Source organism: Mycobacterium sp. TH-M82 (assembly GCF_057473605.1).
The window spans coordinates 1-23625 of record NZ_JBYCKY010000817.1 but is presented as its reverse complement, the minus strand read 5'-3'; the positions used below and the strand labels follow the sequence as shown (position 1 = coordinate 23625).

General features: G+C 62.2%; 25 protein-coding genes and 1 pseudogene. 19 read left to right on the top strand and 7 right to left on the bottom strand.

Annotated elements, in window-relative coordinates; genetic code table 11:
* The 3 genes from AC2VON_RS24015 to AC2VON_RS24005 form a co-directional block, all read left to right on the top strand.
* On the top strand, positions 1–525 hold a 525-nt coding region (locus AC2VON_RS24015), incomplete at its 5' end, for an MMPL family transporter (RefSeq protein ID WP_486955076.1).
* A 79-nt stretch (positions 526–604) separates the two neighbouring features.
* On the top strand, positions 605–1210 hold the full coding sequence (locus AC2VON_RS24010) for a TetR/AcrR family transcriptional regulator (RefSeq protein ID WP_084027697.1): 606 nt from the start codon (positions 605–607) through the stop codon (positions 1208–1210).
* A 6-nt stretch (positions 1211–1216) separates the two neighbouring features.
* Positions 1217–1375, top strand: coding sequence for a hypothetical protein (locus AC2VON_RS24005; protein WP_486955075.1), 159 nt, complete (start codon positions 1217–1219; stop codon positions 1373–1375).
* Positions 1376–1493: 118 nt separating this feature from the next.
* On the opposite strand, the gene AC2VON_RS24000 is transcribed toward AC2VON_RS24005, so the two are convergent.
* The 3 genes and pseudogenes from AC2VON_RS24000 to AC2VON_RS23990 form a co-directional block, all read right to left on the bottom strand.
* Positions 1494–1853 carry a serine aminopeptidase domain-containing protein gene (locus AC2VON_RS24000; protein WP_369689171.1) on the bottom strand — a complete coding sequence of 120 codons (360 nt, stop codon included), beginning with the start codon at positions 1851–1853 and terminating at the stop codon, positions 1494–1496.
* Positions 1763–2257, bottom strand: a pseudogene (locus tag AC2VON_RS23995) (alpha/beta fold hydrolase); the annotation flags it as partial. The gene AC2VON_RS24000 and the pseudogene AC2VON_RS23995, both read right to left, overlap by 91 nt.
* Before the next feature lie 91 nt (positions 2258–2348).
* The gene (locus AC2VON_RS23990; protein WP_084027699.1) at positions 2349–2978 is read right to left on the bottom strand and encodes a TetR/AcrR family transcriptional regulator; all 630 of its coding nucleotides are present in this window, start codon (positions 2976–2978) and stop codon (positions 2349–2351) included.
* A 192-nt stretch (positions 2979–3170) separates the two neighbouring features.
* Between AC2VON_RS23990 and AC2VON_RS23985 the strand changes: the two genes are divergently transcribed.
* From AC2VON_RS23985 to AC2VON_RS23965, 5 genes are all read left to right on the top strand, one after another.
* Positions 3171–4832, top strand: coding sequence for an FAD-dependent oxidoreductase (locus AC2VON_RS23985; protein ID WP_084027700.1), 1662 nt, complete (start codon positions 3171–3173; stop codon positions 4830–4832).
* A gap of 10 nt (positions 4833–4842) precedes the next feature.
* Positions 4843–5214, top strand: coding sequence for a hypothetical protein (locus tag AC2VON_RS23980; protein ID WP_084027701.1), 372 nt, complete (start codon positions 4843–4845; stop codon positions 5212–5214).
* 56 nt (positions 5215–5270) lie between these two features.
* Positions 5271–5591, top strand: coding sequence for a hypothetical protein (locus tag AC2VON_RS23975; RefSeq protein ID WP_084027702.1), 321 nt, complete (start codon positions 5271–5273; stop codon positions 5589–5591).
* Between the two features lie 96 nt (positions 5592–5687).
* Complete coding sequence (locus tag AC2VON_RS23970; RefSeq protein WP_084027703.1) at positions 5688–6503, top strand: mycofactocin-coupled SDR family oxidoreductase; 816 nt, start codon at positions 5688–5690, stop codon at positions 6501–6503.
* 177 nt (positions 6504–6680) lie between these two features.
* A complete protein-coding gene (locus AC2VON_RS23965) occupies positions 6681–7163 on the top strand; it encodes a DUF309 domain-containing protein (RefSeq protein WP_084027704.1) in 483 nt (160 codons plus the stop codon).
* A 100-nt stretch (positions 7164–7263) separates the two neighbouring features.
* Here the strand turns inward: AC2VON_RS23965 and AC2VON_RS23960 are convergent, their stop codons facing one another.
* The gene (locus tag AC2VON_RS23960) at positions 7264–8094 is read right to left on the bottom strand and encodes an MmyB family transcriptional regulator (protein WP_464508704.1); all 831 of its coding nucleotides are present in this window, start codon (positions 8092–8094) and stop codon (positions 7264–7266) included.
* A 180-nt stretch (positions 8095–8274) separates the two neighbouring features.
* Here AC2VON_RS23960 and AC2VON_RS23955 point away from each other — a divergent pair, with 180 nt between their 5' ends.
* From AC2VON_RS23955 to AC2VON_RS23940, 4 genes are all read left to right on the top strand, one after another.
* The gene (locus AC2VON_RS23955) at positions 8275–9531 is read left to right on the top strand and encodes a cytochrome P450 (RefSeq protein ID WP_084027706.1); all 1257 of its coding nucleotides are present in this window, start codon (positions 8275–8277) and stop codon (positions 9529–9531) included.
* A 294-nt stretch (positions 9532–9825) separates the two neighbouring features.
* The gene (locus AC2VON_RS23950) at positions 9826–10500 is read left to right on the top strand and encodes a TetR/AcrR family transcriptional regulator (RefSeq protein ID WP_084027707.1); all 675 of its coding nucleotides are present in this window, start codon (positions 9826–9828) and stop codon (positions 10498–10500) included.
* 61 nt (positions 10501–10561) lie between these two features.
* Positions 10562–11635, top strand: a complete 1074-nt coding sequence (locus AC2VON_RS23945; protein ID WP_084027708.1) for a DUF7065 domain-containing protein — start codon at positions 10562–10564, stop codon at positions 11633–11635.
* Between the two features lie 168 nt (positions 11636–11803).
* Entirely contained in the window at positions 11804–12622 is an 819-nt protein-coding gene (locus AC2VON_RS23940; RefSeq protein ID WP_486955074.1) for a hypothetical protein, read from the top strand.
* A 275-nt stretch (positions 12623–12897) separates the two neighbouring features.
* On the opposite strand, the gene AC2VON_RS23935 is transcribed toward AC2VON_RS23940, so the two are convergent.
* Together AC2VON_RS23935 and AC2VON_RS23930 are read right to left on the bottom strand one after the other, a co-directional pair.
* Complete coding sequence (locus tag AC2VON_RS23935) at positions 12898–14031, bottom strand: acetyl-CoA hydrolase/transferase C-terminal domain-containing protein (RefSeq protein WP_084027710.1); 1134 nt, start codon at positions 14029–14031, stop codon at positions 12898–12900.
* A gap of 90 nt (positions 14032–14121) precedes the next feature.
* A complete protein-coding gene (locus AC2VON_RS23930; protein ID WP_084027711.1) occupies positions 14122–14415 on the bottom strand; it encodes a hypothetical protein in 294 nt (97 codons plus the stop codon).
* Between the two features lie 493 nt (positions 14416–14908).
* On the opposite strand from AC2VON_RS23930, the gene AC2VON_RS23925 reads away from it, so the two are divergent.
* From AC2VON_RS23925 to AC2VON_RS23895, 7 genes are all read left to right on the top strand, one after another.
* On the top strand, positions 14909–15964 hold the full coding sequence (locus tag AC2VON_RS23925) for an LLM class flavin-dependent oxidoreductase (RefSeq protein ID WP_486955073.1): 1056 nt from the start codon (positions 14909–14911) through the stop codon (positions 15962–15964).
* Positions 15965–16066: 102 nt separating this feature from the next.
* Entirely contained in the window at positions 16067–17200 is a 1134-nt protein-coding gene (locus AC2VON_RS23920) for a phosphotransferase (protein ID WP_084027713.1), read from the top strand.
* Between the two features lie 60 nt (positions 17201–17260).
* The gene (locus AC2VON_RS23915; protein WP_084027714.1) at positions 17261–18331 is read left to right on the top strand and encodes a DUF7065 domain-containing protein; all 1071 of its coding nucleotides are present in this window, start codon (positions 17261–17263) and stop codon (positions 18329–18331) included.
* Positions 18332–18419: 88 nt separating this feature from the next.
* Entirely contained in the window at positions 18420–19664 is a 1245-nt protein-coding gene (locus tag AC2VON_RS23910) for a cytochrome P450 (protein ID WP_201790541.1), read from the top strand.
* Entirely contained in the window at positions 19661–20317 is a 657-nt protein-coding gene (locus AC2VON_RS23905) for a cytochrome c oxidase subunit 3 (protein ID WP_236724367.1), read from the top strand. Before AC2VON_RS23910 ends, AC2VON_RS23905 begins: the two co-directional genes overlap by 4 nt.
* A gap of 9 nt (positions 20318–20326) precedes the next feature.
* Positions 20327–20593: a cytochrome C oxidase subunit IV family protein gene (locus AC2VON_RS23900; RefSeq protein WP_084027715.1), complete on the top strand. Its 267-nt coding sequence runs from the start codon at positions 20327–20329 to the stop codon at positions 20591–20593.
* Positions 20594–21895: 1302 nt separating this feature from the next.
* The gene (locus AC2VON_RS23895) at positions 21896–22735 is read left to right on the top strand and encodes an esterase family protein (RefSeq protein ID WP_464508729.1); all 840 of its coding nucleotides are present in this window, start codon (positions 21896–21898) and stop codon (positions 22733–22735) included.
* Positions 22736–23100: 365 nt separating this feature from the next.
* Here AC2VON_RS23895 and AC2VON_RS23890 read toward each other — a convergent pair whose 3' ends face one another.
* Entirely contained in the window at positions 23101–23283 is a 183-nt protein-coding gene (locus AC2VON_RS23890; protein WP_084027717.1) for a hypothetical protein, read from the bottom strand.
* Between the last annotated feature and the right edge of the window lie 342 nt (positions 23284–23625).

The following is a 23625-nucleotide window of genomic DNA, read 5'->3' as shown; positions in this document are numbered from 1 at the left end:
AGAGTCCCCGTTCGGTCAACGGAAGCGGCGTCCCCGGCGACGGTCGAGGACGCCGCTTCCCCCTGCGGTCTTGACAAAACCGATTCCATATCAGGGCTGGGCTTGCAGTGGATCGTGCTTCCGCTGACGGTCATCATCCTGCTGGCCGTCGGATCCGACTACAACCTGCTGCTGGTTTCTCGGCTGAAGGAAGAAATCCCGGCGGGCCTCAACACCGGCATCATCCGAGGCATGGGCGCCTCCGGCCGGGTCGTCACCGCGGCCGGCCTCATATTCGCAGCGACCATGGCGTCGATGATTGTCAGCGACCTGGTGGTGATCGGACAGTTCGGCACCGCGATCGGGATGGGTCTGCTCGTCGACACGTTTATCGTGCGGGCATTCATGACCCCGGCGATCGCCGCCGCGCTGGGCCGTTGGTTTTGGTGGCCGCTGGACACCTTCAGCATGAGGAAAAAGCAGGCACTGGAGCCGGACAGCGACACCGCACCCATCGCCGAGCTGACCAAGGTGCAAAGCTCATAGCTTGCATCGCCATCTGGCACGCTCTCGGTTAGAAGCGGTGACATCTATCAGATCCAGAGTTCAGGGCAGGCAAAGACACATGACACAGATGGAATCACGGCTTCGCCAGCGCACAATTGGCCGGCTAGACCGATCCCGCGACCCCGCAATCCTCAACGCCGCGCTTGCTGCACTAACCGAGAATGGATACGACGCCACAAACATGAACGATATCGCCGCGCGGGCTGGCGTCGGCAAGGCCGCAATCTACCGGCGATGGTCGTCGAAAGCAGCGTTGATCACCGACGTTCTTCTCTACTGGAGGCCTGACCTGTGCACCGACGACGTCGCCGACACCGGCAGCCTGGCGAGCGACATGGACGCCTTGATCGAGCGCGTGGCACGCAATGACAACGCGCTAATCACCAACGACCTTGTGCTCCGCGTCGCCTTGGAAGCCACGCACGACCCCCAGCTCGCCGCGGCTCTCGGCGATCTGATGCTGCTCAAGGGCACACCCATAATCTCGACGATCCTGGCCCGTGCCGCAGCGCGCGGCGAAATCGCGGCTGACCGCGACTGGTCGCTGGTCGCCGACGTACTCACCGCAATGAGCCTACTTCGAGCGCTCAACGGACAAACCGTTGATGCGAGTTTCATACGACAAGTGATCGACACACTTGTTCTCCCCGCGGTGTCGAGCTAGAGCTGTTTGGCCACCTCCGCCTGCCGGGTGCGCCAGGTCTTCGCCGGGGAGCGAACCCTCGAGGTTCGCCAGGACGACGCAGCTGCCGCCGATGCGGACCGCAAAGCCCACGCGCTGGTGCCGCTGACTGCTCGTGATATTCAGCCGCGGCCCCGCCAGCAATAAGCCAGGCCCCACAGTCGGTGAGAAATCCGCGGTAGAACGATCGTGTCAGCCGCTCAGCTTATTCGATGTGGAACCCTTCGCCCCAGTCAGGCCTCGGCGACCGACCCCCACTTCGGCCTCAGGCGTCGCACCTACTGACGGGCGCCAAGCCAGCTAGTGATATCCGCGTGACCTGCTCCTGCTCCTGCCCGTGTTCGTTGAGAACGTCATGGCGTCTGTTTGCACAGAGTTTGATGGTGTTATGAGGTGATCGCGCCCCGTGCAGGAGTTGACGAGGGTCTGCCGGGCTCGCGGTAACGTCTGCCTCGCCGTGGACGAGCAACAGGGGCAGCCGCAGCCGGTGGAAGTGAGCCGGCAAGCGGCGCATAACGGTCGCCACCTCGCTGAGCATGCGGGCGCCGCGGCGGCGGTGATGGACGAGCGGATCCGCCTCGTATTGCGCTGCAACAGGGGGTGGCCGACCAGGTCCGCGCCACATAGCCGGATGAGTAGAGCGCGCGGGGTAATGGCCGAGAGCAGCGACGCTATACCGAACTGAATTCGGGATATACCGGAACCACGACCGAGCGCTGAGTCGACAACGATGGCGCCGGCGAGTTCGTCTAGGTGCTTGAGCGCATACGATAGGACACCCGCTCCGCCGAGGCTGTATCCGAGCAAGAATACTGCCAGATCGCGGTGATCCCGCATGGCCTGGCTGACGACAGCGTGCAGGTCGGTGGTGAGCTGCTCGAAGCGGTCGATGCTTGCCCGCCTGCCTTCGGAGCGGCCGTGCCCGCGGGCGTCGAGCGCGTAGGCCCCGTAGCCGGCTGCGGCCAACTTGGTGACGGCACGCGGATAGTGGCCGCTATGTTCGCCAGCTCCGTGATGGAGCACGACTATTGCTTTGTGTTGATCATTGGGCAGCTACGCCTGCCAGTAGAGCCGCAAGCAGGCTGCGCTATACGTCCAGCCCTCGCGGTAGCGCATGGTCTTACGAGGCTGTATGGATGCCCGCCCGCAATGCAGGCGTTAGGAACGACTCGAGCACCCGGCGGGTCGACTTCCGATCGGTCACTCCGAAGAGATTGCCGTTGGTAACCAGCGCGAACTGTATGAACAGGATCCAGGAAATGATGTCCTCATCACCGACGTCGGTCCGCAACTCATTCCGCCGACGCGCGTCGGCCAGCAGCGGTCCCCAGAAGGCCTCCTGAAGTTCTCGTGCTGCCGGCGACCGCAGCGCGTCGGCGGTGAGTCGCTCGTTTTCGGGTCGGGTCAGCAAGGTCGAGAAGGGGTCCGACCTGGCCAGCTCGACACCGAGGAGTACCGATTCGACGACTGCGTCTAGGCCGCGGTGACCGGCAAGCTGCTCACTTTGTCGGCGATGCGAGGCCGCCTGCTGGCGTAGCACCGCCTCGACGGTCAAAGCCCGTTTGTTCTCGAAGTAGTAGTAGATGGTCGGACGGGAGACTCCCGCCTGGTGTGCGATGTCCTCCATGCTCGTACGCCGAACACCATTTTGAGTAAAGCATTCAAGGGCAGCCGCGAAAATCCGCTCGCGGATGGTTGGCTCTTCGTCGAGAACATCAGGCAGATCTGCGACTCCATCCGCTTCAGACATGGGAACGATGGTATCGCACGGTTGACAAATAGCCCGATTGTGTCGAACACAGACTAGTTCCGTCAGTTTGGCGCGCTCCGCGTTCCGGCGGCAACAATCAACAGTTTACGTCAAGATCTGACAATCATTGTATGTCGTCAGCCTATCTACTAGCGTCCATGGCAAAACGAAAATGCAACTGCGGAGGTTGCCATGGTGTGGGACGTCGAAGCCGATGTTGTGTCGGTCGGATCGGGGGCCGGCGGCGTCGCCGCCGCACTGACAACGGCCGCCCACGGTGGTGAGGCGATCGTTCTCGAGAAGGCCGCTGGAATAGGCGGAGTCACCGGATGGTCCCTCGGCCAGTTATGGGTCGGGCCGACGTCGCTGAGCGAGGCGGCCGGTTTCGAGGATTCGGCGCAAGACGCGGCGGCCTACCTGGAATTCATCGGCTCGGGTTTCGGCGATCCGATGCTGCGGAATGCGTTCTTGGCCGCAGGCCACGGCGCAATTGACTACTTCGGGTCTCTCGGCATCGAGTTCGAGGTGATCAGGGGCTTCCCCGACTACTACTACCCGACGCTGCCGTTCGCTCGCGCCGAGGGCCGATACGTCGAGATCAAACCGTTCTGCCTTGATGCGCTCGGCGCTGATGCGCAGCGGCTGCTGCATTCTCCGCACGGATATGGGATCTTTTCCAATGCTGATTTCATCGAAGCAGGCGGCGATGTCCTGGCCATATACGCCAAGGCTGCGGCACACGTCGAGCGCAACGAGCGGTGTGCCGGGGCCGGCCTGATGGCCGCTCTGATTCACGCCGCCTTGCAGCGAGGCGTGGTCTTCGAGACCGATCATCGTGTCATCGAGCTCGTCATCGAGGACGGCAGAGTTGCCGGCGTCGTCGCGCAAACACCAGGCGGCCAACGCCGGTTTCGCGCGCGGCGCGGCGTCGTGCTGGCCACCGGCGGATACGACCACAACGCCCGCATGGTGCGCCACTTCGAGCATCTGGACTCACTGGGCAGCATGACTCCACATACGGTGGAGGGTGATCATTTCGCCCTGGCCGGTGCGGTGGGCGGGTTCGTCGCTACCGTCCCGCCCGCCCTGACACCACGCTCACTAGGCGTGCGCATCATCCAGCCCGATGGCTCACCGGCATTCTTCACCCATCTGCCCGGTCAGCCCCACTCCATCGTCGTCAATTCGCGCGGAGAGCGGTTCGCCGATGAAGCGTTCTACCATGACCACGAGGCCGCACTTGGTCGCTACGACGGGCGCGCACACACAACCACCAACTGGCCCGCATGGCTGATCTTCGATCAGAGCTTCGCAAACTCCTATCAGCTGGGACCGTTCCCGCCGGGACAGCCGCTGCCGGACGGGTTCGCCATCACCGGGACCACCATCGAAGAGATAGCGCGTGGCGCCGGCATCGACAGCGACGGCCTGCGCAAAGCGGTAACCCGATTCAACGACCAATGCAGCATAGGTGTCGACAAGGACTTCCACCGCGGCGAGTTCCCCTGGAGCCATGTCTTCGTCGGCGATCGTCGGGTCAGCCCTAATCCCAACCTTGGTGCGATCGAGACCGGTCCTTTCTACGCGGTGCCGTTGTACCGCGTCGGGACAGGTTTCGCCTCCGCGGGACTTGCCACAAACGAGTTCGCTCAGGTGCTCGACGCTCGGGAACGCCCCATCGCCGGCCTGCACGCCGTCGGAAACGCCGCCGCCCGTCTGGACGCGGGCGGCTACAACAGCGGCATCGCCAACACCCGAGGGCTGGCCTACGGGTGGGTGGCGGCGCAGCATCTGATGGGCGTCACGGGCGCGCCCGCGTCAGCGTCCTCCACCAGCGCCGCCGCACAACGTTAGGAGAAAAGCCGTGCCCCGCGCCCTGTTCGTCGCGCTCGCCAACCCAACAAGCCCAGCCGACGCCGACGCGTTCGATAACTGGTACGAAAACACCCATGTGCCCGAACTTCTGGCCAACGTGAAGAGCCTCGTCGGCGGCACGCGTTACCGCGTGACCGATGTCGAGATGCTGCCCGGCCTGCCCAAGAGCACACATCAATACCTCACTGTCTACGAGGTCGACGCCGGCACTGAAGCAGAGCTCGAGCAGACCGCCGACGAACTGCGCACGGCTCTGACCTCGGGCACCCTGAACATGAGTCCCGCGCTGGACTTGGGCTCAGCCGTGGCCATGTTCCTCTTGCCGATCGGCGAAAGGCAGCAAAGTCATGACGGTGACTGATCACCAGCCAGCTGCGGCGACGACAGCCGAATCGCCTTGACGCGCGCGGTGATCGGATGAGTGTCCTCGACGCCCCGTTCGTGCCGGGAGCCGCCGCCCAGCGTCAGGCGCTGATGGATCTCGATAATCCATACGTGCTCGGCCACGCCGAGGTCGGCGACCTTTACTGGTATGCGCGGCACGAGCGCTTCGACACATGTCGCGACGTGATTCCTATCTCGAGGCGGCGAGCCGCGGACCGAGGGGTCGAGCGACCGGCCTCATATCAAGAGCTGCCGCCACTGCTGTTCGCCCACCAGACCTACAAGGGCCGTGTCCAGCTACATCCGCGGTTTGATCGGCCAACAGCGACGCAGGGGCGCTCCGATGACCCATGACACGCGCCGAGGACCGCTCCAGCTCCGCCGGTGTCCCTCGCGCAACAGCTCGACAACAGGCCACGCAGAACCACTCTCACGGAAGGTCGCACCAAAATGACAAGACTTCAGGGAAAGGTCGCCTTCATCACCGGTGCCGCGCGTGGCCAGGGACGAAGTCACGCGGTGCGGCTGGCTGAGGAGGGCGCCGACATCATCGCGATCGACATCTGCGCGCCGATCGCGAGCGTGCCCTATCCGCTCGCCACCGTTGACGACTTGGAGCAGACCGTCAAGGAAGTCGAGGCGCTCGGGCGACGGATCGTCGCAAGGCAGGCAGACGTCCGCAACGAAGCCGGCCTCAAGGCTGCATTCGACGCCGGAATCGATGCCCTAGGTCCAGTCGACATCGTGGTGGCCAACGCCGGCATCGCGCCCCTGGCGTTGCGGGAGCCGCACGAGGCCTGGCAAGACGTCATCGACGTCAACCTCACCGGCGCCTTTAACACCGTCGAGACCGCAATTCCGTCGATGATCGACAGAGGCGAGGGCGGGTCCATCGTTTTGACGAGCTCAAGCGCCGGTTTGAACGGAGTCGGAGGGCCGTCGCGCGGTGGTCTGGGCTATACCGCCTCCAAGCACGGCCTCGTCGGCCTCATGCGTTCCTATGCAAATAACCTCGCGCCGTACGGCATTCGCGTCAACACGGTCCACCCAACCGGGGTCAACACCCCGATGGTGGTGAACGAAGCGATGCAGCAGATGCTCGTCGAGCTGCCCTCCCTAGCCAGCGCGATCGCCAACGCACTTCCCGTCGATATGGTTGAACCAGTAGACATCTCGAATGCGATCGCCTTTCTGGTGTCCGATGAAGGCCGCTACATCACCGGGATCACGATGCCAGTCGATGCAGGGTTCACAAACAAGAAGTGACCGGCGGGAAGGCGCACATACCCACTGACGCCATATTTTACCGGCGCCACCACAGCATCGACGCTTCGGTTGCAGCGATCATTGGTATCGCTGAGTCACGCCAGAGCTCCGACGCGCAAGCGGGAATCGCCGGCGGTAGGCGTGAGTGGAGGTGCTACAGGCTGCGATGATCAAACGATGAACGAGCGTGACCGAGACCAGTCAGGTCGACCGCGAAGCGGCCGGCCGCGCGATTCTCTCGGCCGTCCGCTTCCGCCTGGGAGCCAAGGGGTTCCACGGATCTCCGATGATATCGAGCTGTCGCCCGCCGAAACTCTGAGCTACGCACAGGACCTATTGGATCGCGGGCTGGCGTTCAACGCGCATGAGGTATTCGAGGCCGCCTGGAAGAAGGCACCCGCCCATGAGCGGACATTGTGGCAGGGATTGACCCAGCTCGCGGTCGGCATCACCCACGTGCAGCGTGGAAACGTCGACGGTGCGGTCACCGTGCTGCGCCGCGCAGCCGCCCGTCTTGCCGATGACAAACGGGCGGCACCGTACGGCATCGACGCTGCCGGATTGGTCGAGTACGCCGGTGATCTCGTCGCCGAGCTCACCGGCGGCGCCGAGATCACACCAAAGCGCCTTTGCCCCCGCCTGCTTGCGCGATCCCGCTAGCGCAACCTGGCTCACCGACTAGCCCTTTAGTGGCTGCCCTCACTGCCGCAGCCATCGTTTGCGACGGGAAAGGTTAGCGTTCGCACTCGCCTGGGCATGGTCAGCGACGCTCGGCGAGCTTGCGGAACGCAGCCGCGCTGCGCCCCGGATCTCCCGGGCTGATGATGGCGATGAGATGGTCGGGGCTTTCTGCGCTGGTGAGAATCTGCCAGTCGAGAATCATCGCGCCGACATCAGGATGGACGTAGCTGCTGCGGCTGCGGGGCCGCCGCGCGACTTGTTGTGCCTCCCAGAGCCTGGCGAAGCGGGGGTCGCGGCGGGGGAGCTCATCGAGCAGCGTGTGCAGCTCAGGGTCGTCGGGGTGGCGGGCGGCCCCAGTACGCATGATCGCGGTGCATGCGCGGGCGATCTCGTTCCAGTCGGCGAATCGGCTGCTGAGTCGATCGTCGAGATAGATCAGCCGGGCCAAGTTGCGCTCGGAGTCGGGCAGGGCACCAAAGTCGACGAAAAGCGTGGCGGCGTGCCGATTCCAGGCCAGTACGTGCATGAACGGATTCATCACTAGGGCCGGCAAGGTGGCGAGGTCCTGCAGCAGCCGCAGCACTCGTGCCGGAACCTGACGTCGCGCCGCGGGCGGCGACTTCGTGTGATACCGATGCGCGATGTCACGCAGATATAGCTCCTCCTCCTGATCGAGAAGCAGGGCATCCACCAGCGCCGCCAGGACCGTTGGGGAGGGAGCGGGGACTCGTGCCTGTTCCAGGCGGGTGTAGTAGTCGGTGCTGATATTGGCGCGGTGTGCGACTTCATCGCGGCGTAGCCCCACCACCCGTCGTCGGCGGCCGGTGCTGACCAGGCCCACCGCCTCGGGTGCCAGCGCTTCGCGGCGTGCCCGCAGGAAAGCTCCGAGCTGTCGTCTGTCCTCGCTCATCCGCGCAAGTATGGCAACCGCCAGCAGCGGGACGGCTGCAAACGTGATTGTTGCTGTGCCGAATCCCAACGCGAATGTGGGCATCCAGTTCCCTGGATAAGTCTGCTCTCGGCACGGCATTCAGCCGGTGCTTGAATCGGCGGGGTCGAGCACCCGCTCGCCACCTTGAAGGAGAGTCCGATGTCCACTAACGAAACCCCGCCAGCGCCGAGTCCCACCGAGGCCGCGTTATGGGAAGCATTTAGCGGAGCGACCTGGGACTTCGCCGACATCTTCAGTTTGCTCCGGGACAACGAACCCGTTCTGTACATCTCGGCACTGGACATGTGGGCCGTCAGCCGCTACGACGATGTCGTCATTGCACTGCGGGACTATGAGCGATTTGGTCACCTGCCCAACGACATGATGGGCGCCGTTCCGGCCGATCTTGCCGACGAGTTGCCCAACGGGTACGCGTTGAGCATTCCCACCCTCGTCAACACCGACCCGCCGGTGCACAACCGCATTCGTAAGCTCGCCCAGAAGTCGTTGACGCCCAAGGCCGTGGCCCGCTACGAGGCGTTGATCCGCGATACCGCCAACGGCCTGATCGACGGCTTTGTTGCCGACGGACGCGTAGACCTCGCCCAACGTTTCGCGTTGCCGCTGCCGGTCACTGTGATGGCGAAGGTCCTCGGATTCCCCGACGCCGATCACGACCGGTTCAAGCGCTGGATTCTGGGCACTTTCGAACTATTCGTGCCGACGCTCACGCCCGAGCGTCGCCATGAACTCGCGCTGGACCAGATCGAGCTGAACCGGTATGTGGACGCCGCGATCGAGGAGCGGAGAACCAACCCGGGCGACGACATCATCAGCGCCCTCCTCCAAGCCGCCGAGGGCGAAGGCGAACAGAGTCTGAGCGCCCTGGAAATCCTCGGGATCATCACTCAACTGACCACCGGCGGGTTCGAAACCACCCAGGGCACAATATGCCTCGCCCTCATGGCGCTGTGCGAACACCCCGACGTCTTCGAGCGGGTGCGTGCCGATCCGGGTCTGCTGCCGGCGGTGATCGAGGAGACGATCCGCCGCAAAAACCCCGCCCGGGGAGTGTTCCGGGTGACCAAGTGTGACGTCGAGATTAGCGGCCACCTCATCCCGAAAGGTTCGCGGATCTTCGTGCTCATCGGGGCGGCCAACCAAGACCCGCAGCAGTTCAGCAACCCCCGGGAATTCGACATCGGCCGCGATCTGCGCAACCATGTGGGATTCGGTACCGGCGTGCACTCGTGCCCTGGGATGTCACTGGCCCGGCTGGACATCCGGATTGCGCTGGAGCTGTTGATCGCCCGGTTGCCGAACCTGCGACTGGTGCCCGACGGGCAACGGTCGCTGGCGCCCGGGTTCATCTTCTGCACCCCGCAGCGGCTTGAGTTCGAATGGGACGCACCGTAACCGGCCAGCCCGCAGCTAGGCCGTCACAGAGGACTGCTTGATGCGAGCAGGGATAACTTCCCGCCGCGTTTACCCGACCGTGTCAACATTTCCGAAGTTTGTACGGCCGACTCATATCGTACATATGTTCCGAATAACGTGTACGATACGCAGATGATGCCGGCGCTGCCAGACAATTCTGCTAGGCGCAGGCGTCGCACCGTTGGATGGTGTTGCCGGGCAGGAGGTCTCAGCGGGTCATGCTGAAGCCCGGGGCGCCACGCGGGGGTGGGACAACAGGCAGGTACCCACACCATGGCGCTGACGATCCGTAAAGGGAAAGTCAGCCGTGCAGCGAGGCGTGAAGAGATCGCCCAGCGAGTTTTCGCCGCGGCCGAACGGTTGCTGGCCGAGGGCGCCAGTTTCGCCGAGATCAGCGTGGAGCAACTCATCACTGGCGCCGCGATCGCCCGGTCGACTTTTTATGTGTACTTCGAGGACAAAGGTGCGCTTCTTGGCGAATTGACCGAACGGGTCACCCAGGAACTAGGCGAAGCCGCCTCGGCTTGGTTCACGCTGCCTTCGGGGTCCACTCGCGACGATCTGAAGGCTGCACTCGGGACGCTCGTGGGTGCCTATCGGCAACACCGGCATATGTTGGCTGCCGTCGCTGAGACCGCGGCCTATGATCCGCGGGTGCGCGCGCAGTACGACCGTGTGATGGAGCGCCGGTTTGAGGACATGAATGTCAGCTTTCGCGAACAGCAGGCCGCTGGGCTGATCCGTGCTGATCTGGACGTAACTATCATTTCGCCTTGGCTCGCGTGGATGCTCGATCGAGGCCTCTACCAACTCACCGGCGACAGTCACGATCAGTCGGATAAACGACTCGACGGGATGACGACCGTCATCTGGCAAACGCTCTACGAGCCGAGCGGGGGCGGGCAACCCCGACGACGCAACGGCCGGCGTTCAGCTGACAGCCGTTGACAGGGCAGCAGGGCTAGCCGAACATTGTGTTCGTATAACTTGTGTGGACGCAGGAGCGGCGATGGGCTGGACCGACGAGATTAACCTGGCTGACGAGCGTTTTCACCCCCACAGTGACGATCCGTACTGGAGCGAAAACAGTTTGCTCGGGTTCACCGCGCCAGAGCGAAACCTGTGCGGGTTTATCTATTTCTACTTCCGGCCCAACATGAACCTCGTGGTGGCGGGGCCAGCGATCTGGGACCACACCGGCGAAGACGTCTATAACTGCCTCTACTACGGTTGGGATCAGCATCTGGCGATGCCGCCGGATGCTGAGATGTTCAATTTCGAGCTGTCGAACTCGCTGTCATGCAACATGATCGAACCGCAGCAGCAGTACCGGTTCGGATATGACCGGCACGGGCTGAGGATCGATCTGACCTGGGCGGCGCTCGCCGAACCGCATTACATGAAGCTTGCGAAGGGCGGCAAGGAAAACAAGGGCATCGGGAACTGGGTCGCGCGCGACGCCGACTACTCGGTCGGCCATTACGAACAAGCCGGCAGATTCACCGGAATGGTCGATATCGATGGCGAGACCATCGAGATCAACTGCGGTGCGGTGCGCGACCGTAGCTGGGGACCTCGGTATGCCGACATCAAAGATCCGCTGCGCACCGGGTGGCCCTATGTCTTCGCTTCAGCAGAGAGCGGATGGCATCTTTACACTCCCCAGGTCGGTCTCCCGTTCGACGGAGACCCCATCGTCGGTACTACGGAAACGGTGACCCACGGCTTCTACATTCGCGACGGGATCAAGGCTCAGGTCGTTGAGGGCACTCGGCGGACCGAACGCGGGCGCGACGGGCGGGTGTTGACCCAGGTCATCGACTGCATCGACGAGTTCGGCCGAGAGCTGCACGCCGTCGGTCAGTCGCTGAACTGGCTGAAGTGGCCGCACTACAGCGACATCCTCAACTGGTGGTCGCTGGTCAAGTGGGAGTACGACGGTCAGGTGGTGTACGGCGAGGATCAGGATGTCATGAACTTCCGCTATTACCGCAAGTTGTGGACGAAGCTCCTGACTGACGACCCCGGCTTGCTGCACTGCCTTCCCGGATGTGCCGTCGCACCGCCATACACCCAGAGATGAATTCGTCGGTGCTGCCTCAACTGCACCGAGGCGCGACTGCTTAAAACGATGCAGTCAAACAACGAAAGTCTGTGCGCTTCGGAACATCAGGTCGCGCAGCATGATTGACATCACACCGCATCCCGTACATAATGTTCGAATAGTTCGTCCGGGGTTCAGTCGAACGATGTGGCTTGTCGTGGACAGCAAAATCGGGCATGCATTTGTGTTAGCGACAGCGAAAGAAGGCGAGCAATGAAGCGCGCGAGTGAATTGTTTTGTGCCTGGGGGGGCATCGCCTTCTCCGTGTTTTTCTTCATCGGTTTTGTCGGTATTGCGCGCTTCTTCCCGCCACTGAACCCTGCAGACACGGCGGAGCAAACCGCGGCCATCTTCCGCGAGCACACCAATACGATCCGAGTCGGCATATTGATGTGCTACATCGGCACGATGTTCTACATCGCGTTCGGTTCGGGAATCGTCGGCCAAACCCGACGGATCCGCGGCGTAGCATCCGCCATCACCTACTTTCAGATCGCCAGCTATGCGTCCGCGACGCTGCTCATCCTCATCCCGCTCATCTGCTGGTTCACCGCCGCGTTTCGGCCCTACGAAGCGTCCCCGCAGTCGATTCAGCTCATCAACGACTTCGGCTGGATCGGATTCGTGATCGGCTTTCCCCCCTTCGTCACCTGGGTGGTCGCAACCGGTGTCGCAATCTTGTCCGACAAAGCCGAGCAGCCGCTTTATCCCCGGTGGACCGGATACTTGAGCGTGTGCCAGGGATTCATTCAGGTCACCGCCGCAGTGCTGATCTTCTTCAAGGTTGGACCATTCGCATGGAACGGGCTGTTCCCCTGGTACATCCCGTTCACCGATTTCTTCGCATGGTTCGTCCTCATCACGGTGTTCACCATCAAGGCGATCAACAAGCCGGGATACGAAGCTGCGGCGGACGCAAAATCGGGGCCGCACTCCGAAGCCGGGTTCGAACACGCTCACGCTTAACGTCAGGGGCGTATGGTCACCCGCTGGCCGCTGACACCTGTCGCCGGTCGGACACCCAGCATGATGTTGTTGCCGCCGCTCATTTTCCGAGCTGGACGGTCGATGGTGTGGCTGCTGCACCTGCCGTCGCGCACAGATGAAAGGCCTTGAAATCGGCCCGGCTCAGGGCCTGGCGAGGCGCTCGGGGTGGCGACCGCGACGCGAGCTGGTGGGATCAAGCACTCCCACGAGCGGACAAACTTCGACCAACGAAGCAGCTCGCACTACTCGTTCCCTCAGTCGACGTCGAAGAGTTCGCTGATCAGTTGGTGGCGCTGGGACCAACCGGCACCGCGGAGGTCGATATGCCCAGCCTCAGTCACGATCAGGTCGATGTCGTGTGCTGGGGTCGACGCCGGCCGACTCAGCTGCGCCACCAGCGGTGAACGCCCGTTGAAGCTGGTTGGCACCGCGATGATCGACACGCCGGCGCGGCTCATGCGGCCGGCGGCGCAAAAGTCGGGATGGCCGCCTATGCCGCCTACCACCCTGTCGTTTACTCCCTCGACGTTTATCTGACCGACGGGGTCGATCTCGATCGCGGTATTGACGGCAAAAAACGGCTCGCCCTGTGACAGCCGAGTCGGATCGTGCGTGTAGTCGATGCCATGCAGAATACGTCGACCATCGGCCCACTCGTACAACGTCTCACTGCCGATCAGATAGGTTGCGGACGGTTCACCCATCAGGAGGCCGCGTCGGTCCAGTTCTACCACCGCGTCGGTCAACAGGCCCGTGTCGATGCGCAGCGGCACCTCAACTTTGCGTAACAGTGCGGTGCCAAGTTGGCCCGGTCCATACTGAAGCCGTGCTCCCGCTGGAACGAAGCGCAGCACGCGCTCGGCCAGTGCTTCGTGCACTGGCTCAGGCTCCTTTGGCCGCAACACAATTGGTCCGTCACCGGTCTGGCCGACCACCTGCACCTGCGCCGAATCCAGCGGTGCCTCGCCGCTGGCCGCCGGCGCGGCGCTGTCTACGAATGCGAGCGCGGGCACACCAGCGTCGATGACTTCGCGCTGCCAGGACACTTCGGTGCCGAAATACAAGCGCCCGGCGCGCCGCACCAGACGAGTGACGAGTAGGTCGGGGCGTAACGGACCGGCGAGCAGACTCGGAATGCCCGCGAGGCTGGTTGGCACGAACCGCGCCTTCGGGCTCCGCAACACATCACGCGCGCCCCAACCCGGCATCAGCGCAACCACGTCGGTGAAGGCCTCGGGGTCAAGACCGGCTACCACCGCCGGCAGCCACCCGAGCACCAGCCGGATTGAGCCGACCTCCGCCGCGACTGCGCTGATCGCCGCGCAAATCGAGTTGCCGTCGTCCAAACAACGCACCGCTCCAACGCCATCACCAAGGGCGATCGTCATCTTAGGCCGGAGGAACGACCGCAATGTAGAGCAGAAATTCTGATCGCTCGCAACGGTGTGCTGCGGTAGGGGCGGCAGGTGCATTGGCAATCAGATCTGGACGGCGGCCGACATTCCGACGGCATCGACCAACTTCGCTCGCCGCCCTAATAGCGCCGAACCGGTGTTGCGTTCAACTTCGGTGAGGGCGGTGCGCCCGCATTGCCAGTCGACGGATATGACACCACCGTCGGCGAGCAGGTCCTGGATCGGCCAGGCAATAGGCAAGCCCTGGCCGCCGGTGGCAGGCAAAATCAGGGTCGCCTCGATCGGGTTGGCGCCATCGCCGGGGCCGGCAGTATCTGGCGTACCGCCGGGGTCGTCGCCGAGCCAGAGCAGTGTCACGCCTCATATTTAACCCAGGATAGAATCTGTAGTCCAATACCAGCGGCGTCAAGATGGGTCTATGGTCCGCTCGCCAGGGTTTATGAAAGTGCTGGTTTCGCGTTTCGGCCGGTAGGTCAGGGTGTGATTGACAACACTCCGCGCCGCGGACATACTGTTCGAATAACACGTCTGCCCCGTAGACTTGGCGTTTTTAATCTCAGTTAGAGACGAAACCAGCGAGGGAGGGAATAGCCGGTGGTCCGATCGGCGCCTTCTGCGTTCGCTGGTCCAATGCCGCTAAACCTTCGTGCCAGCCTGTTCGGGACGCGGGATTTGCCGATCCGAGGAATGCGCAATTGAGGCAGGAGGCACATTGATGGCGTCCAGGACCGCCGAGACCGCGGTGTTCTTGTGGGGTGACCGATATGCGCCTGCGTCAGTCACCGTCGACGCGGCGAAGGCCGCGGCCGCCAGTGACGCCGTCGACGGCCTCGCCATGTCAGATCAACTGGTGAACTTCATTCCGCCATCGTTGTGGACGCCGGAGAACACTCCGCTAGCGGGTGTGCTCCCCGACCCCGATTCGATGGATGATGCATTCACCCTGGCCGCATATGTGTACGCATCCACGCCGGGCAAGAATCTGGCATTGTTGACCGATTCCATCCGCAACGGGCCGGCGCAGCTGGTTCACCAGATGTTGACCCTGGCGAAGATCACCGAGGGCCGTGCCACCTTTCTAGTTGGCGGTGGTGAAGTCAAGCAGTGCAATCCATTCGGATGGAAACGGTCGCAGGGCTTGTCGCGTCTAGAGGATCTGTACCAGATCTTCACCAAACTGATGAACAATGACGGCCCCGTTTCGCATGAAGGGAACCACTGGAACCTTGACAAAGCATTTCTCGGCGGCGCCAAGCAATATCGACCGAAGTTGTGGGGCTTGGGTGGCGGGCCCAAGATCCTCGATCTGTCGACGACTTACGCCGACGGGTTCGCTGGCGCCGCACCATGTGTGTGGGCCACACCTGAGGAAGCTGCGGAGTACATCAGCAAGCTCAAGAAAGATGTTGCGGCCAAAGGTCGGGATCCCGAACAGTTTCGGGTCGGGGCTTTTTGTCCGGTGCTGGTTCACGAGGACGAAGCGGTCCTCGATCGTGCGCTGGACAATAATCTGGTGCGGTGGATCGGGGCGATCTTCGGGCGCACGCAGCCCTCGGAGTGGCGCAGCAGTGGGGTAGAGCCGGCGGTTCCTGACGGGTGGACCTACTTCATGAAAATGAAGCCGCACGATACGCCGGTGGCCTTTGCCGACGAGGTCGTCGGCAAGGCAACCCGCAAAATGACGGAACTCGCTTACATCTGGGGCAACGCGCAGCAGGTCGCAGCGCAGTTGCAGGCCTACGTCGATGCAGGAGTCGACTGGGTGTCGCCAGTCGATTACCTACCGGTCATCAGCGATCCCACCGAGGGGTCGGAATCACTGATCCGCTCGATCGACATCTGTTCCATCTTAAAACGCGTAGAAACGCCTACTGGCGAGCGTGTCGGGGTGGCGTCGCGTGATTGACAACACAGTAATCCTCCTACAGTATGTTCGTACAGAATGTCCGATTACCGGACGGCGCGGTAATTTCGCTTCGGTACAACCTCTAGCGCGGGAGATTGTTGGATGACGCATGACGTAAGAACGACCGGTTCGACCGAGCCGCACAGCAGCTCTTCGGCGCCCATTGCGACCAGCCCCGACCAGATGAATCTTGAGTGGTTCAGAAATGTGTTGGGCGGTGCCGGGTTACTAACCGCATCCGATCTGTCGGCTGTGGAGCTCGAGCCGGTGGGTGGTGGCGTCATCGCGCGGATGGTGCGAGCTAAGTTGACTTATGCGGGTCCGACGGGCGCGCCAAAATCCGTTGTCGTCAAATATCCTACCGACGATCCGGGAAGTTATGGCCTTGCTAAAGCGATGGGCTTCTACGAACTTGAGACGCGGTTCTACCAAGACATCGCCCCGCTGGTACCGGGCATGGGTCTGGCTCAATGCTATTCGGCACGGCTTGCCGACGACGCCACTACCTTCAATCTGGTGCTGGAGGATCTCAGCGAAACCGCCGCTGCGGGTAGCATTCTGGAGGCAGCCTCGCCGGATCAATGTTCCCGGGCACTGCGCGAATTAGTCGCGTTTCAAGCACCGCTGTGGAACTCATCCAAAGTGACCGCACTCGAATGGCTCGCCAATCCGCAGCGCACGATCGCGACCTTCGACGCCTTGCCGGCCGGGCTCGATCCGTTCGTCACGCGCTTCGGTGACCGCCTGCATGCTTCGCACATCAAACTGTTCGAAGCTGTCCTACCGCAAGCCGGCAAGTGGGTGCGCAGCTGGAAAGCGCCAACGGTGGTTCAGCACGGGGATTTCCGCAGCGACAACCTTCTGTACCCAACCAACCCGGGCTCGGACCGAACAGTGGTCGTCGACTTCCAGACCGTTCGGCTCGGCCCCCCCGGCGTCGACCTAGCCTATTTCCTCGGTGGCTCGCTGCCCGCCGAGGCACGGCGCGCGGTCGAGCGCGATCTGCTCACGGAATACCATCAGCGGCTGGTGAGCTCGGGTGTCGAGGGCTTCGACTTCGACGACGCATGGACCGCCTACCGTCAGGGCGCGATGTATGGGGTGTTCCTGATCGTGGGTATGGGTGCTCAAGTCGAGGACTCCGAGCACGCCAACACCGTGACTGCTGCCATGGCTCGCACCTACGCCGATATGGCTATCGATCTCGAAGCCTCGCAAGCTGCCGGACTGACCTGAGCTCAAACGCTCGCAGACCGCATCCGAATTAAGAACTGACGAGTTAGAGGGAAGAAGACAATGGGTTGGACCGACAAGATCGACCTGGCAGACGAGCAGTTTCATACGCACAGCGACGATCCCTACTGGAGTGAGAACACCCTGTTCGGCTTTACCGTACCGGAGCGCAACCTGTGCGGCTTCATCTATTTCTACTGGCGGCCGAACATGAACCTGGTGGTGGCCGGGCCGGCGATCTGGGACAACACCGGTGAGGACGTGTACAACTGTCTCTATTACGGCTGGGATCAACATCTTTCGATCCCCAAAGACGCGCAGATGTACAACTTCGAGCTGTCGAACTCGCTGAGCTGCAAGATGCTCGAGCCTCAGAAGGAGTACCGCCTGGGGTATGACCGCCACGGCGTGAAGATCGATCTGACGTGGACTGCTGTTGCTGAGCCGCACTATATGAAGCTGGCCAAGAGCGGGGACGAGGACCCGGGTATCAAGAACTGGGTCAAAAAGGAGGGCGATTTCTCAGTCGGCCATTACGAGCATGCCGGGCGTTTCCAGGGCATCGTCGAAATCGAAGGTGACAAGATCGATATCGATTGCGGGGCGCTGCGTGACCGTGGCTGGGGGCCACGCCACGCCGACATTGCCGATCCGTTGCGGGCGGGTTGGCCCTATGTGTTCGCTTCCGCCGAAAGTGGTTGGCACCTTTACGATCCGCAGACGACCTACTCCTTTGAGGAGGATCCGATCGAGGGCACTACCGAGACCGTGACGACGGGCTTCTATATTCGCGACGGCATCAAGGCCCAGGTCGTCGGCGGCACCCGCCGAGCCCAACGGGGCCGCGACGGACGGGTGCTGACCCAGGTCATCGACTGCGTCGACGAGCTCGGGCGCGAATTGCACGCCGAGGGCCAGACTCTGAATTGGCTTAAGTGGCCGATCAACAGCGACATCCTCAACTGGTGGTCGTTAGTGAAGTGGGAGTACGACGGTCAGGTGGTCTACGGCGAAGACCAGGACTTCATGAACTTCCGGCACTACCGTAGGTACTGGCGTCGACTCCTTGAAAAGGATCCGGACCTCCTGAACTGCCTGCCCGCGCCGGCTGACTACGTCCTGCCCGGCAAGTAATGGCGATCCGTCAAACGTCTGTGTGCCTGGATCATGAGATCGGTTGGCACCAAAGAAGATTTCAGCTCTGCACAGAAGGGATTTGTTGATGAGTGATCAGGCGCAGGCTGATGCACAGCCGTCGATGATGGACGTATTCCGGAGCACATGGGATACATGCGCGCTGTTTGGACAGGTACGCGAGCATGCGCCGGTGTTTCATGTCGAGGAGCTGGACGCTTGGGTGATCAGTCGGTATGACGACATTCGTGCGGTGGTTCAGGACATCGATCGCTTTGGTTGTATGCCAGATGATTTGGTCGGTGAGGTCCCGGACGAAGTCAAGAGCGCGTTGCCGCATGGTTACGCGCCTTGGTTGCCGGCGTTGGTCAATACTGATCCTCCAGAACACAGTCGGATCCGCAAGCTAGCGGCCAAACCGCTGACTCCTGGTGCGATCAAGGCCCGGGAGGGGGTGATCCGGGAAGCAGCCAATCAGCTTATCGACGCGGTTGTGGAAAAGGGACGCGCCGATCTGGTGGATAGCTTCGCGACGCCGATGCCGGTTCATGTGCTGTTCAAGATTCTTGGCGTACCCCCGGAGCACCATCAGAATTTTCACCGGTGGACACTGGGTATCACCGAGTTATTCGTGCCGACCATTTCTGAGGAGCGGCGCTTGGAGCTAGCGCGCGATCAGGTCGGGTTCAACGAGTACCTGCAGGAGGCAATCGCGGAGCGGCGTAAGTCTCCCGGGGATGATCTGATCAGCGGGTTGATCTTAGCGCAGGAGCAGAACGAGAAGAGCTTGACCGACCTCGAGATCCTGGGCGTTGTCGGTCAGCTGGTGATCGCGGGGTTCGAGACCAGCGCCGGCGGGATCAGCTTTTCGTTGTACGAACTGGCGCAGAACCCGGAGTTATTGGCTCGGGTTCGCGATGACCTGTCGCTGGTGCCTAAGGTGGTGGAGGAGTCGCTGCGGCGCCTGACCCCGGCGCGAGGCATTGTGCGGCGAGTCAAGGAGGATGTGGAGATCGGCGGCCACAAAATCACGAAGGGCTCCAACCTTTTTGCCTTGGTGCAGTCGGCCAATAACGACGACACCGTGTTCGAATGCCCGGAGCGGTTCAACATCGATCGCGAGCCCGCTGAGATGCGCAAGAGCATGCATTTTGGACTGGGGCCGCATACGTGCATCGGGCAGTGGATCGCTCGGCTGGACATGAAGGTTGCCATCGAGACGGTGGTGACCAGGTTGCCCAACTTGCGGGTGGTTCCGGATCAGCAGATCCGGGTGCAGGAAGGCATGATCTTCCATCGGCCTGAGCGGCTCGAGTTCGAATGGGACGTGTGATCGAAGAGCGCGACCAGATGACCGGTGGCGCAGTCCGTGCGCGCTCCGAAGCAGACGGAAACTCCTCAACGCCACCGGCGCCCGCCGCAGCTGCGGCGCGCCGCAGAATCCCTGGTGAGGAAGGCATCTGGGTGTTCGTGCTACTCGACATGACGGTGTTCGCGTTGTTCTTCGCCACCTTCATGTATGCGCGGGGGCACAACCACGAGGCGTTCGTCCGCGGCCATGGGTGTCTGAGCGTTGTCCTGGGCACGGTTAATACCCTGCTCTTGCTGACCAGTTCGCTGGTGGTGGCCATTGCTGTGCAGTATGTGCTGTCGGGTCGATACCGGAAGGTGCCGATGCTTTTAGGTGCGGCGTTGGCATGTGGTCTAGGCTTCATTGCCGTCAAAGCCCTGGAGTGGACTCATCTGCTGATCGCCGGCAAGCCGTCGGTTGCCCACGAATACTTTGCCTACTATTTCGTTTTCACCGGCGTGCACCTGTTTCACGTCGTACTCGGGGTCTGCGTGCTGATCGGGCTAATAGTGTTGACTCGACGCCCGGTGCTGTCCGGGCGGCAGATCATCCTTTGTGAAGCCGGCGGGATCTTCTGGCACATGGTCGATCTGCTATGGGTGGTCTTGTTCGCCTTGTTCTATCTGGTGCGATGAGGTGATGAAATGACTGCGACGCGCCGGATCACGACGGTATGGGTTGCCCTGCTAGCGTTGACGTTGGCCTCGTTTTTGGTCGGCATCGAGCAAGGTGCAGGGGCGACGTCGCTGGCCGCGATCGTGATCATTGCGGTCGCCTTATGCAAAGTGCGGCTGATCGGTGTGCACTTCATGGACTTGCGAGTGGCTCCCCGCGCGCTTCGCTTGATCTTCGAGGGGTACGTTTTCGCCGTGTTCATCGCATTAGCCGTCATCGACCTCACCAGCTCGTAGGCTTGCCTCAGACTTATGCGAGCCTGCCGTTGGCACAGGCCGCCGGTCTAGGCGAATGGCTCAAGGCACGCCAGTCAGATGCGCGACGAGATGGTCACGTGGGTGCGCGATTGGCGTTGACATCGTCCGATGAGTTAACCGGCTAACCTCAAGCCGTTCCTCGCCGACAGGCGGATGCTCCTTTAGTGGTTCATGGGATCAGCGAATGGATCAATGGCCCTTGGCAGCGAGCTGGTGAGAGTGCCCCAGACATGTTGCACGGCAAGCTAATCCTGCTCCGCCAGCTTCGGATGCTGCCATGACCCGCCATGCAATGCGGCGGCCTGGGCGAGCGCGCAGTCCGCCTGGTCGGGGCTGCACCCGCCGAGCTGGTCTACCGACAAGGCCGCAGTTGTGTCTTCCATAAGGAGCACGAAATCCGCAGAGATAGTCGGCGATGTCGGCGTGGAAGCATTGTGGACTTCGTATGTCGGTGAGGCCGCGTAAGCGTCGGTAGAACAGCACTTCACGTTGGTAGGCGCCCGTCACTGCAACCATCTGGCGACTGGCGGGATTGGTGCTGGTGACCTCGGCGATGAGCGTGTCCGGCGCTCCTTGCGGTCGGTTGCCGTGCTTGAGCTGCAGCCGATAGCTATGTTCCTCCATTTGGCCGGTACCTACAGGTGAGGCCCGGACGGACTCGATTATCAAGCCTTCCCAACCGGGCCGGTTGACAAGCAGTTCGTTCAAGACCGTTGGGTGTACTGCTCAATGGCGTATGCGGTCCCCACTCATTGGGATGGGCCCGGTATGCCGGACCGGCTCACGTGCGGTCGCGCATGCGGTGCTATGCCGTCCACGCAGGTCTAATTGGCGTTTAGCGCCGGTGCGGGCGAGGGTGCAAGCACGCCCGCGTATAGCCGCCCGGGATGCTCAACTCCGTCAGACAATGGGCGGCTGATTGGCCCTATGCGGCCAGACCAGCACGGTTTCAAATAACGATAGATATTGCCTGATCATTAATCTAATCTAGGTTCGATACTGCTTGAGTTTTGGTCAGAGAATGTCAGCCGGACTTCAGTGATGAGGAGAGCTGCCCCCATGCCGCCTAGGATTTCGCCCAGCCCTTCCGATTTCCCTGATGCAATTGGCCGGCCGGTTTTCCACGTTGAACCTGGATCTGGTTTCGGATGGCATCGCTGTCGTCGACGCACTGCGCGTCGGGTTCAGAAGTCACGGGCCGGAGGCGTCAGGGGTATAAGTAGCCTGGCGGCGCTGTTGCGGGTCCTCTGCGCCGCCGCACTGTCAGCCGCGATCGGCTGCATGACGTTAACCGCGACACCCACAGGCAAAGCCAATGCAGCCGGTTACGAGACCTTGATGGTTCCGTCGGGAGCGATGGGTCGCGACATCCCGGTCGCATTCATGGCCGGTGGGCCGCACGCGGTCTATCTGCTGGATCCCTTCGACGCCGCACCTGATGTCGCCAGTTGGGTCAGCGCGGGTAATGCGATGAGTACGTTAGCTGGCAAGGGCATCTCGGTCGTCGCGCCGGCCGGTGGCGCGTACAGCATGTACACCGACTGGGAACAGGACGGAAGCAAGCAGTGGGATACCTTCCTGTCCACCGAGCTGCCCAATTGGCTGGCCGCCAACAAAGGCCTCGCACCCGGTGGCCATGCCGCTGTGGGCGCCTCTCAGGGCGGCTATGCGGCGATGGCGCTCGGCGCCTTCCACCCCGATCGGTTCAAGTATGCCGGTTCAATGTCAGGTTTTCTGTACCCGTCGGAAACCACGATGAACGGCGCAATCACCGCCGGGATGCAGAATTTCGGCGGGGTGAACACCCAGGCGATGTGGGGCGCGGCGCAGTTGGGCCGCTGGAAATGGCACGACCCATACGTGCACGCCCAGTTGCTGGCCCAAAACAACACCCGGCTATGGGTGTTCAGCCCCCAGACCCTGACCGCCAGCGATCCGGCCTCCATGCTCGGCGTCGCCGACCAGGCGCAGGGCAGCAACCGAATGTTCTACTCGCAGTACGGCTACGTCGGCGGAAGCAACGGGCACTTCGATTTCCCGACCGGAGGAGACCACGGCTGGGGAACGTGGGGTCCCCAACTGGGCGCCATGTCGGCCGATCTCGTCAGTGCCCTCCACTGACATCTGAGCCGTTTTGTCAAGCGGCAGGTAGACCAGCGGCCAGGACCGTCGTCATGGCGCCGCCGTTGACCAGATCGGCGCTGGGGTGTCGAGCGTATCGTTTCAGCGCGTCTCAGTCTGACCCGAAAATCAGATGGTGAGGGGCAGTCGAAGGTGCCTGGCGGAAGTCGGGTCGTTTTGCGCTGCTGCGAGTTTAAGGTTGCGGTATCTGTGATGACCGAGCTTTGCTGTCGCGGATCGCGATCTGCTCCCGTGAGCGCTTGCAGTTGAGTGGCGCGATCATGAGCGCGTCGGTGCTTTGATTCCGGACTCGGAACATATCGAGCCCGAAGTCACAGAATGTGGTGTCGGGGTCGGAGCACGTGTTAGATGACGCTCGATATCGAGTTGCCGGTGGCGACGATCGCCTTCTGCCTACGGCGATGGCGGGCCAGGCGCCGATGGCGGATGCCTAGGAAGCCTAGGAAGGTGTGGGCGCGCGAGTTGGCGAATGCGGTGCGGGTGCGGCCGAGGGTGCCGCCCTGCCATGGGTTGGCCTTGCCGTGCACCTTGGTGATGGGTTACCGGCATACTCGTGGTGAGTCGCGCCGCAGAAGTTGGCCCACGGCACCAGACGTGCGGCTGGCGGGAAGCGGGTCATGTCGATGCCGATCTCGTAGACCAGTTCACGGGGTCCGGTTACGTTCAGTCTTTTAGGGATTGAGTTCCTGAGGCTGAATGGTTCACAGTGCGTCGAGATACCGGGCGACATCATCCCGTTGCGACCCGGTAGATCGCATCGGTGAGGTCGGGGTGCGTTTCGTCAAGTGATTTGGCCCCACTGTTCTGCATGAATTTTGGCCCCGGGCGTTGGTGTTGGGGGCTTGATCGTTGGTGGCTGGTTTGGCGGC

What these genes read in the sequence shown, in the direction of transcription:
- AC2VON_RS23945 (WP_084027708.1), top strand. Translation starts at nt 10,562, where the DNA reads ATGGGCTGGACCGACGAGATTAACCTGGCTGACGAGCGTTTTCACCCC.
- AC2VON_RS23950 (WP_084027707.1), top strand. Translation starts at nt 9,826, where the DNA reads ATGGCGCTGACGATCCGTAAAGGGAAAGTCAGCCGTGCAGCGAGGCGT.
- AC2VON_RS23955 (WP_084027706.1), top strand. Translation starts at nt 8,275, where the DNA reads ATGTCCACTAACGAAACCCCGCCAGCGCCGAGTCCCACCGAGGCCGCG.
- AC2VON_RS23990 (WP_084027699.1), bottom strand. Translation starts at nt 2,978, where the DNA reads ATGTCTGAAGCGGATGGAGTCGCAGATCTGCCTGATGTTCTCGACGAA.
- AC2VON_RS24000 (WP_369689171.1), bottom strand. Translation starts at nt 1,853, where the DNA reads ATGTGGCGCGGACCTGGTCGGCCACCCCCTGTTGCAGCGCAATACGAG.
- AC2VON_RS23935 (WP_084027710.1), bottom strand. Translation starts at nt 14,031, where the DNA reads ATGACGATCGCCCTTGGTGATGGCGTTGGAGCGGTGCGTTGTTTGGAC.
- AC2VON_RS23960 (WP_464508704.1), bottom strand. Translation starts at nt 8,094, where the DNA reads ATGAGCGAGGACAGACGACAGCTCGGAGCTTTCCTGCGGGCACGCCGC.
- AC2VON_RS23895 (WP_464508729.1), top strand. Translation starts at nt 21,896, where the DNA reads ATGACGTTAACCGCGACACCCACAGGCAAAGCCAATGCAGCCGGTTAC.
- AC2VON_RS23920 (WP_084027713.1), top strand. Translation starts at nt 16,067, where the DNA reads ATGACGCATGACGTAAGAACGACCGGTTCGACCGAGCCGCACAGCAGC.
- AC2VON_RS23975 (WP_084027702.1), top strand. Translation starts at nt 5,271, where the DNA reads ATGAGTGTCCTCGACGCCCCGTTCGTGCCGGGAGCCGCCGCCCAGCGT.
- AC2VON_RS23970 (WP_084027703.1), top strand. Translation starts at nt 5,688, where the DNA reads ATGACAAGACTTCAGGGAAAGGTCGCCTTCATCACCGGTGCCGCGCGT.
- AC2VON_RS23915 (WP_084027714.1), top strand. Translation starts at nt 17,261, where the DNA reads ATGGGTTGGACCGACAAGATCGACCTGGCAGACGAGCAGTTTCATACG.
- AC2VON_RS24010 (WP_084027697.1), top strand. Translation starts at nt 605, where the DNA reads ATGACACAGATGGAATCACGGCTTCGCCAGCGCACAATTGGCCGGCTA.
- AC2VON_RS23965 (WP_084027704.1), top strand. Translation starts at nt 6,681, where the DNA reads ATGAACGAGCGTGACCGAGACCAGTCAGGTCGACCGCGAAGCGGCCGG.
- AC2VON_RS23910 (WP_201790541.1), top strand. Translation starts at nt 18,420, where the DNA reads ATGAGTGATCAGGCGCAGGCTGATGCACAGCCGTCGATGATGGACGTA.
- AC2VON_RS23900 (WP_084027715.1), top strand. Translation starts at nt 20,327, where the DNA reads ATGACTGCGACGCGCCGGATCACGACGGTATGGGTTGCCCTGCTAGCG.
- AC2VON_RS23985 (WP_084027700.1), top strand. Translation starts at nt 3,171, where the DNA reads ATGGTGTGGGACGTCGAAGCCGATGTTGTGTCGGTCGGATCGGGGGCC.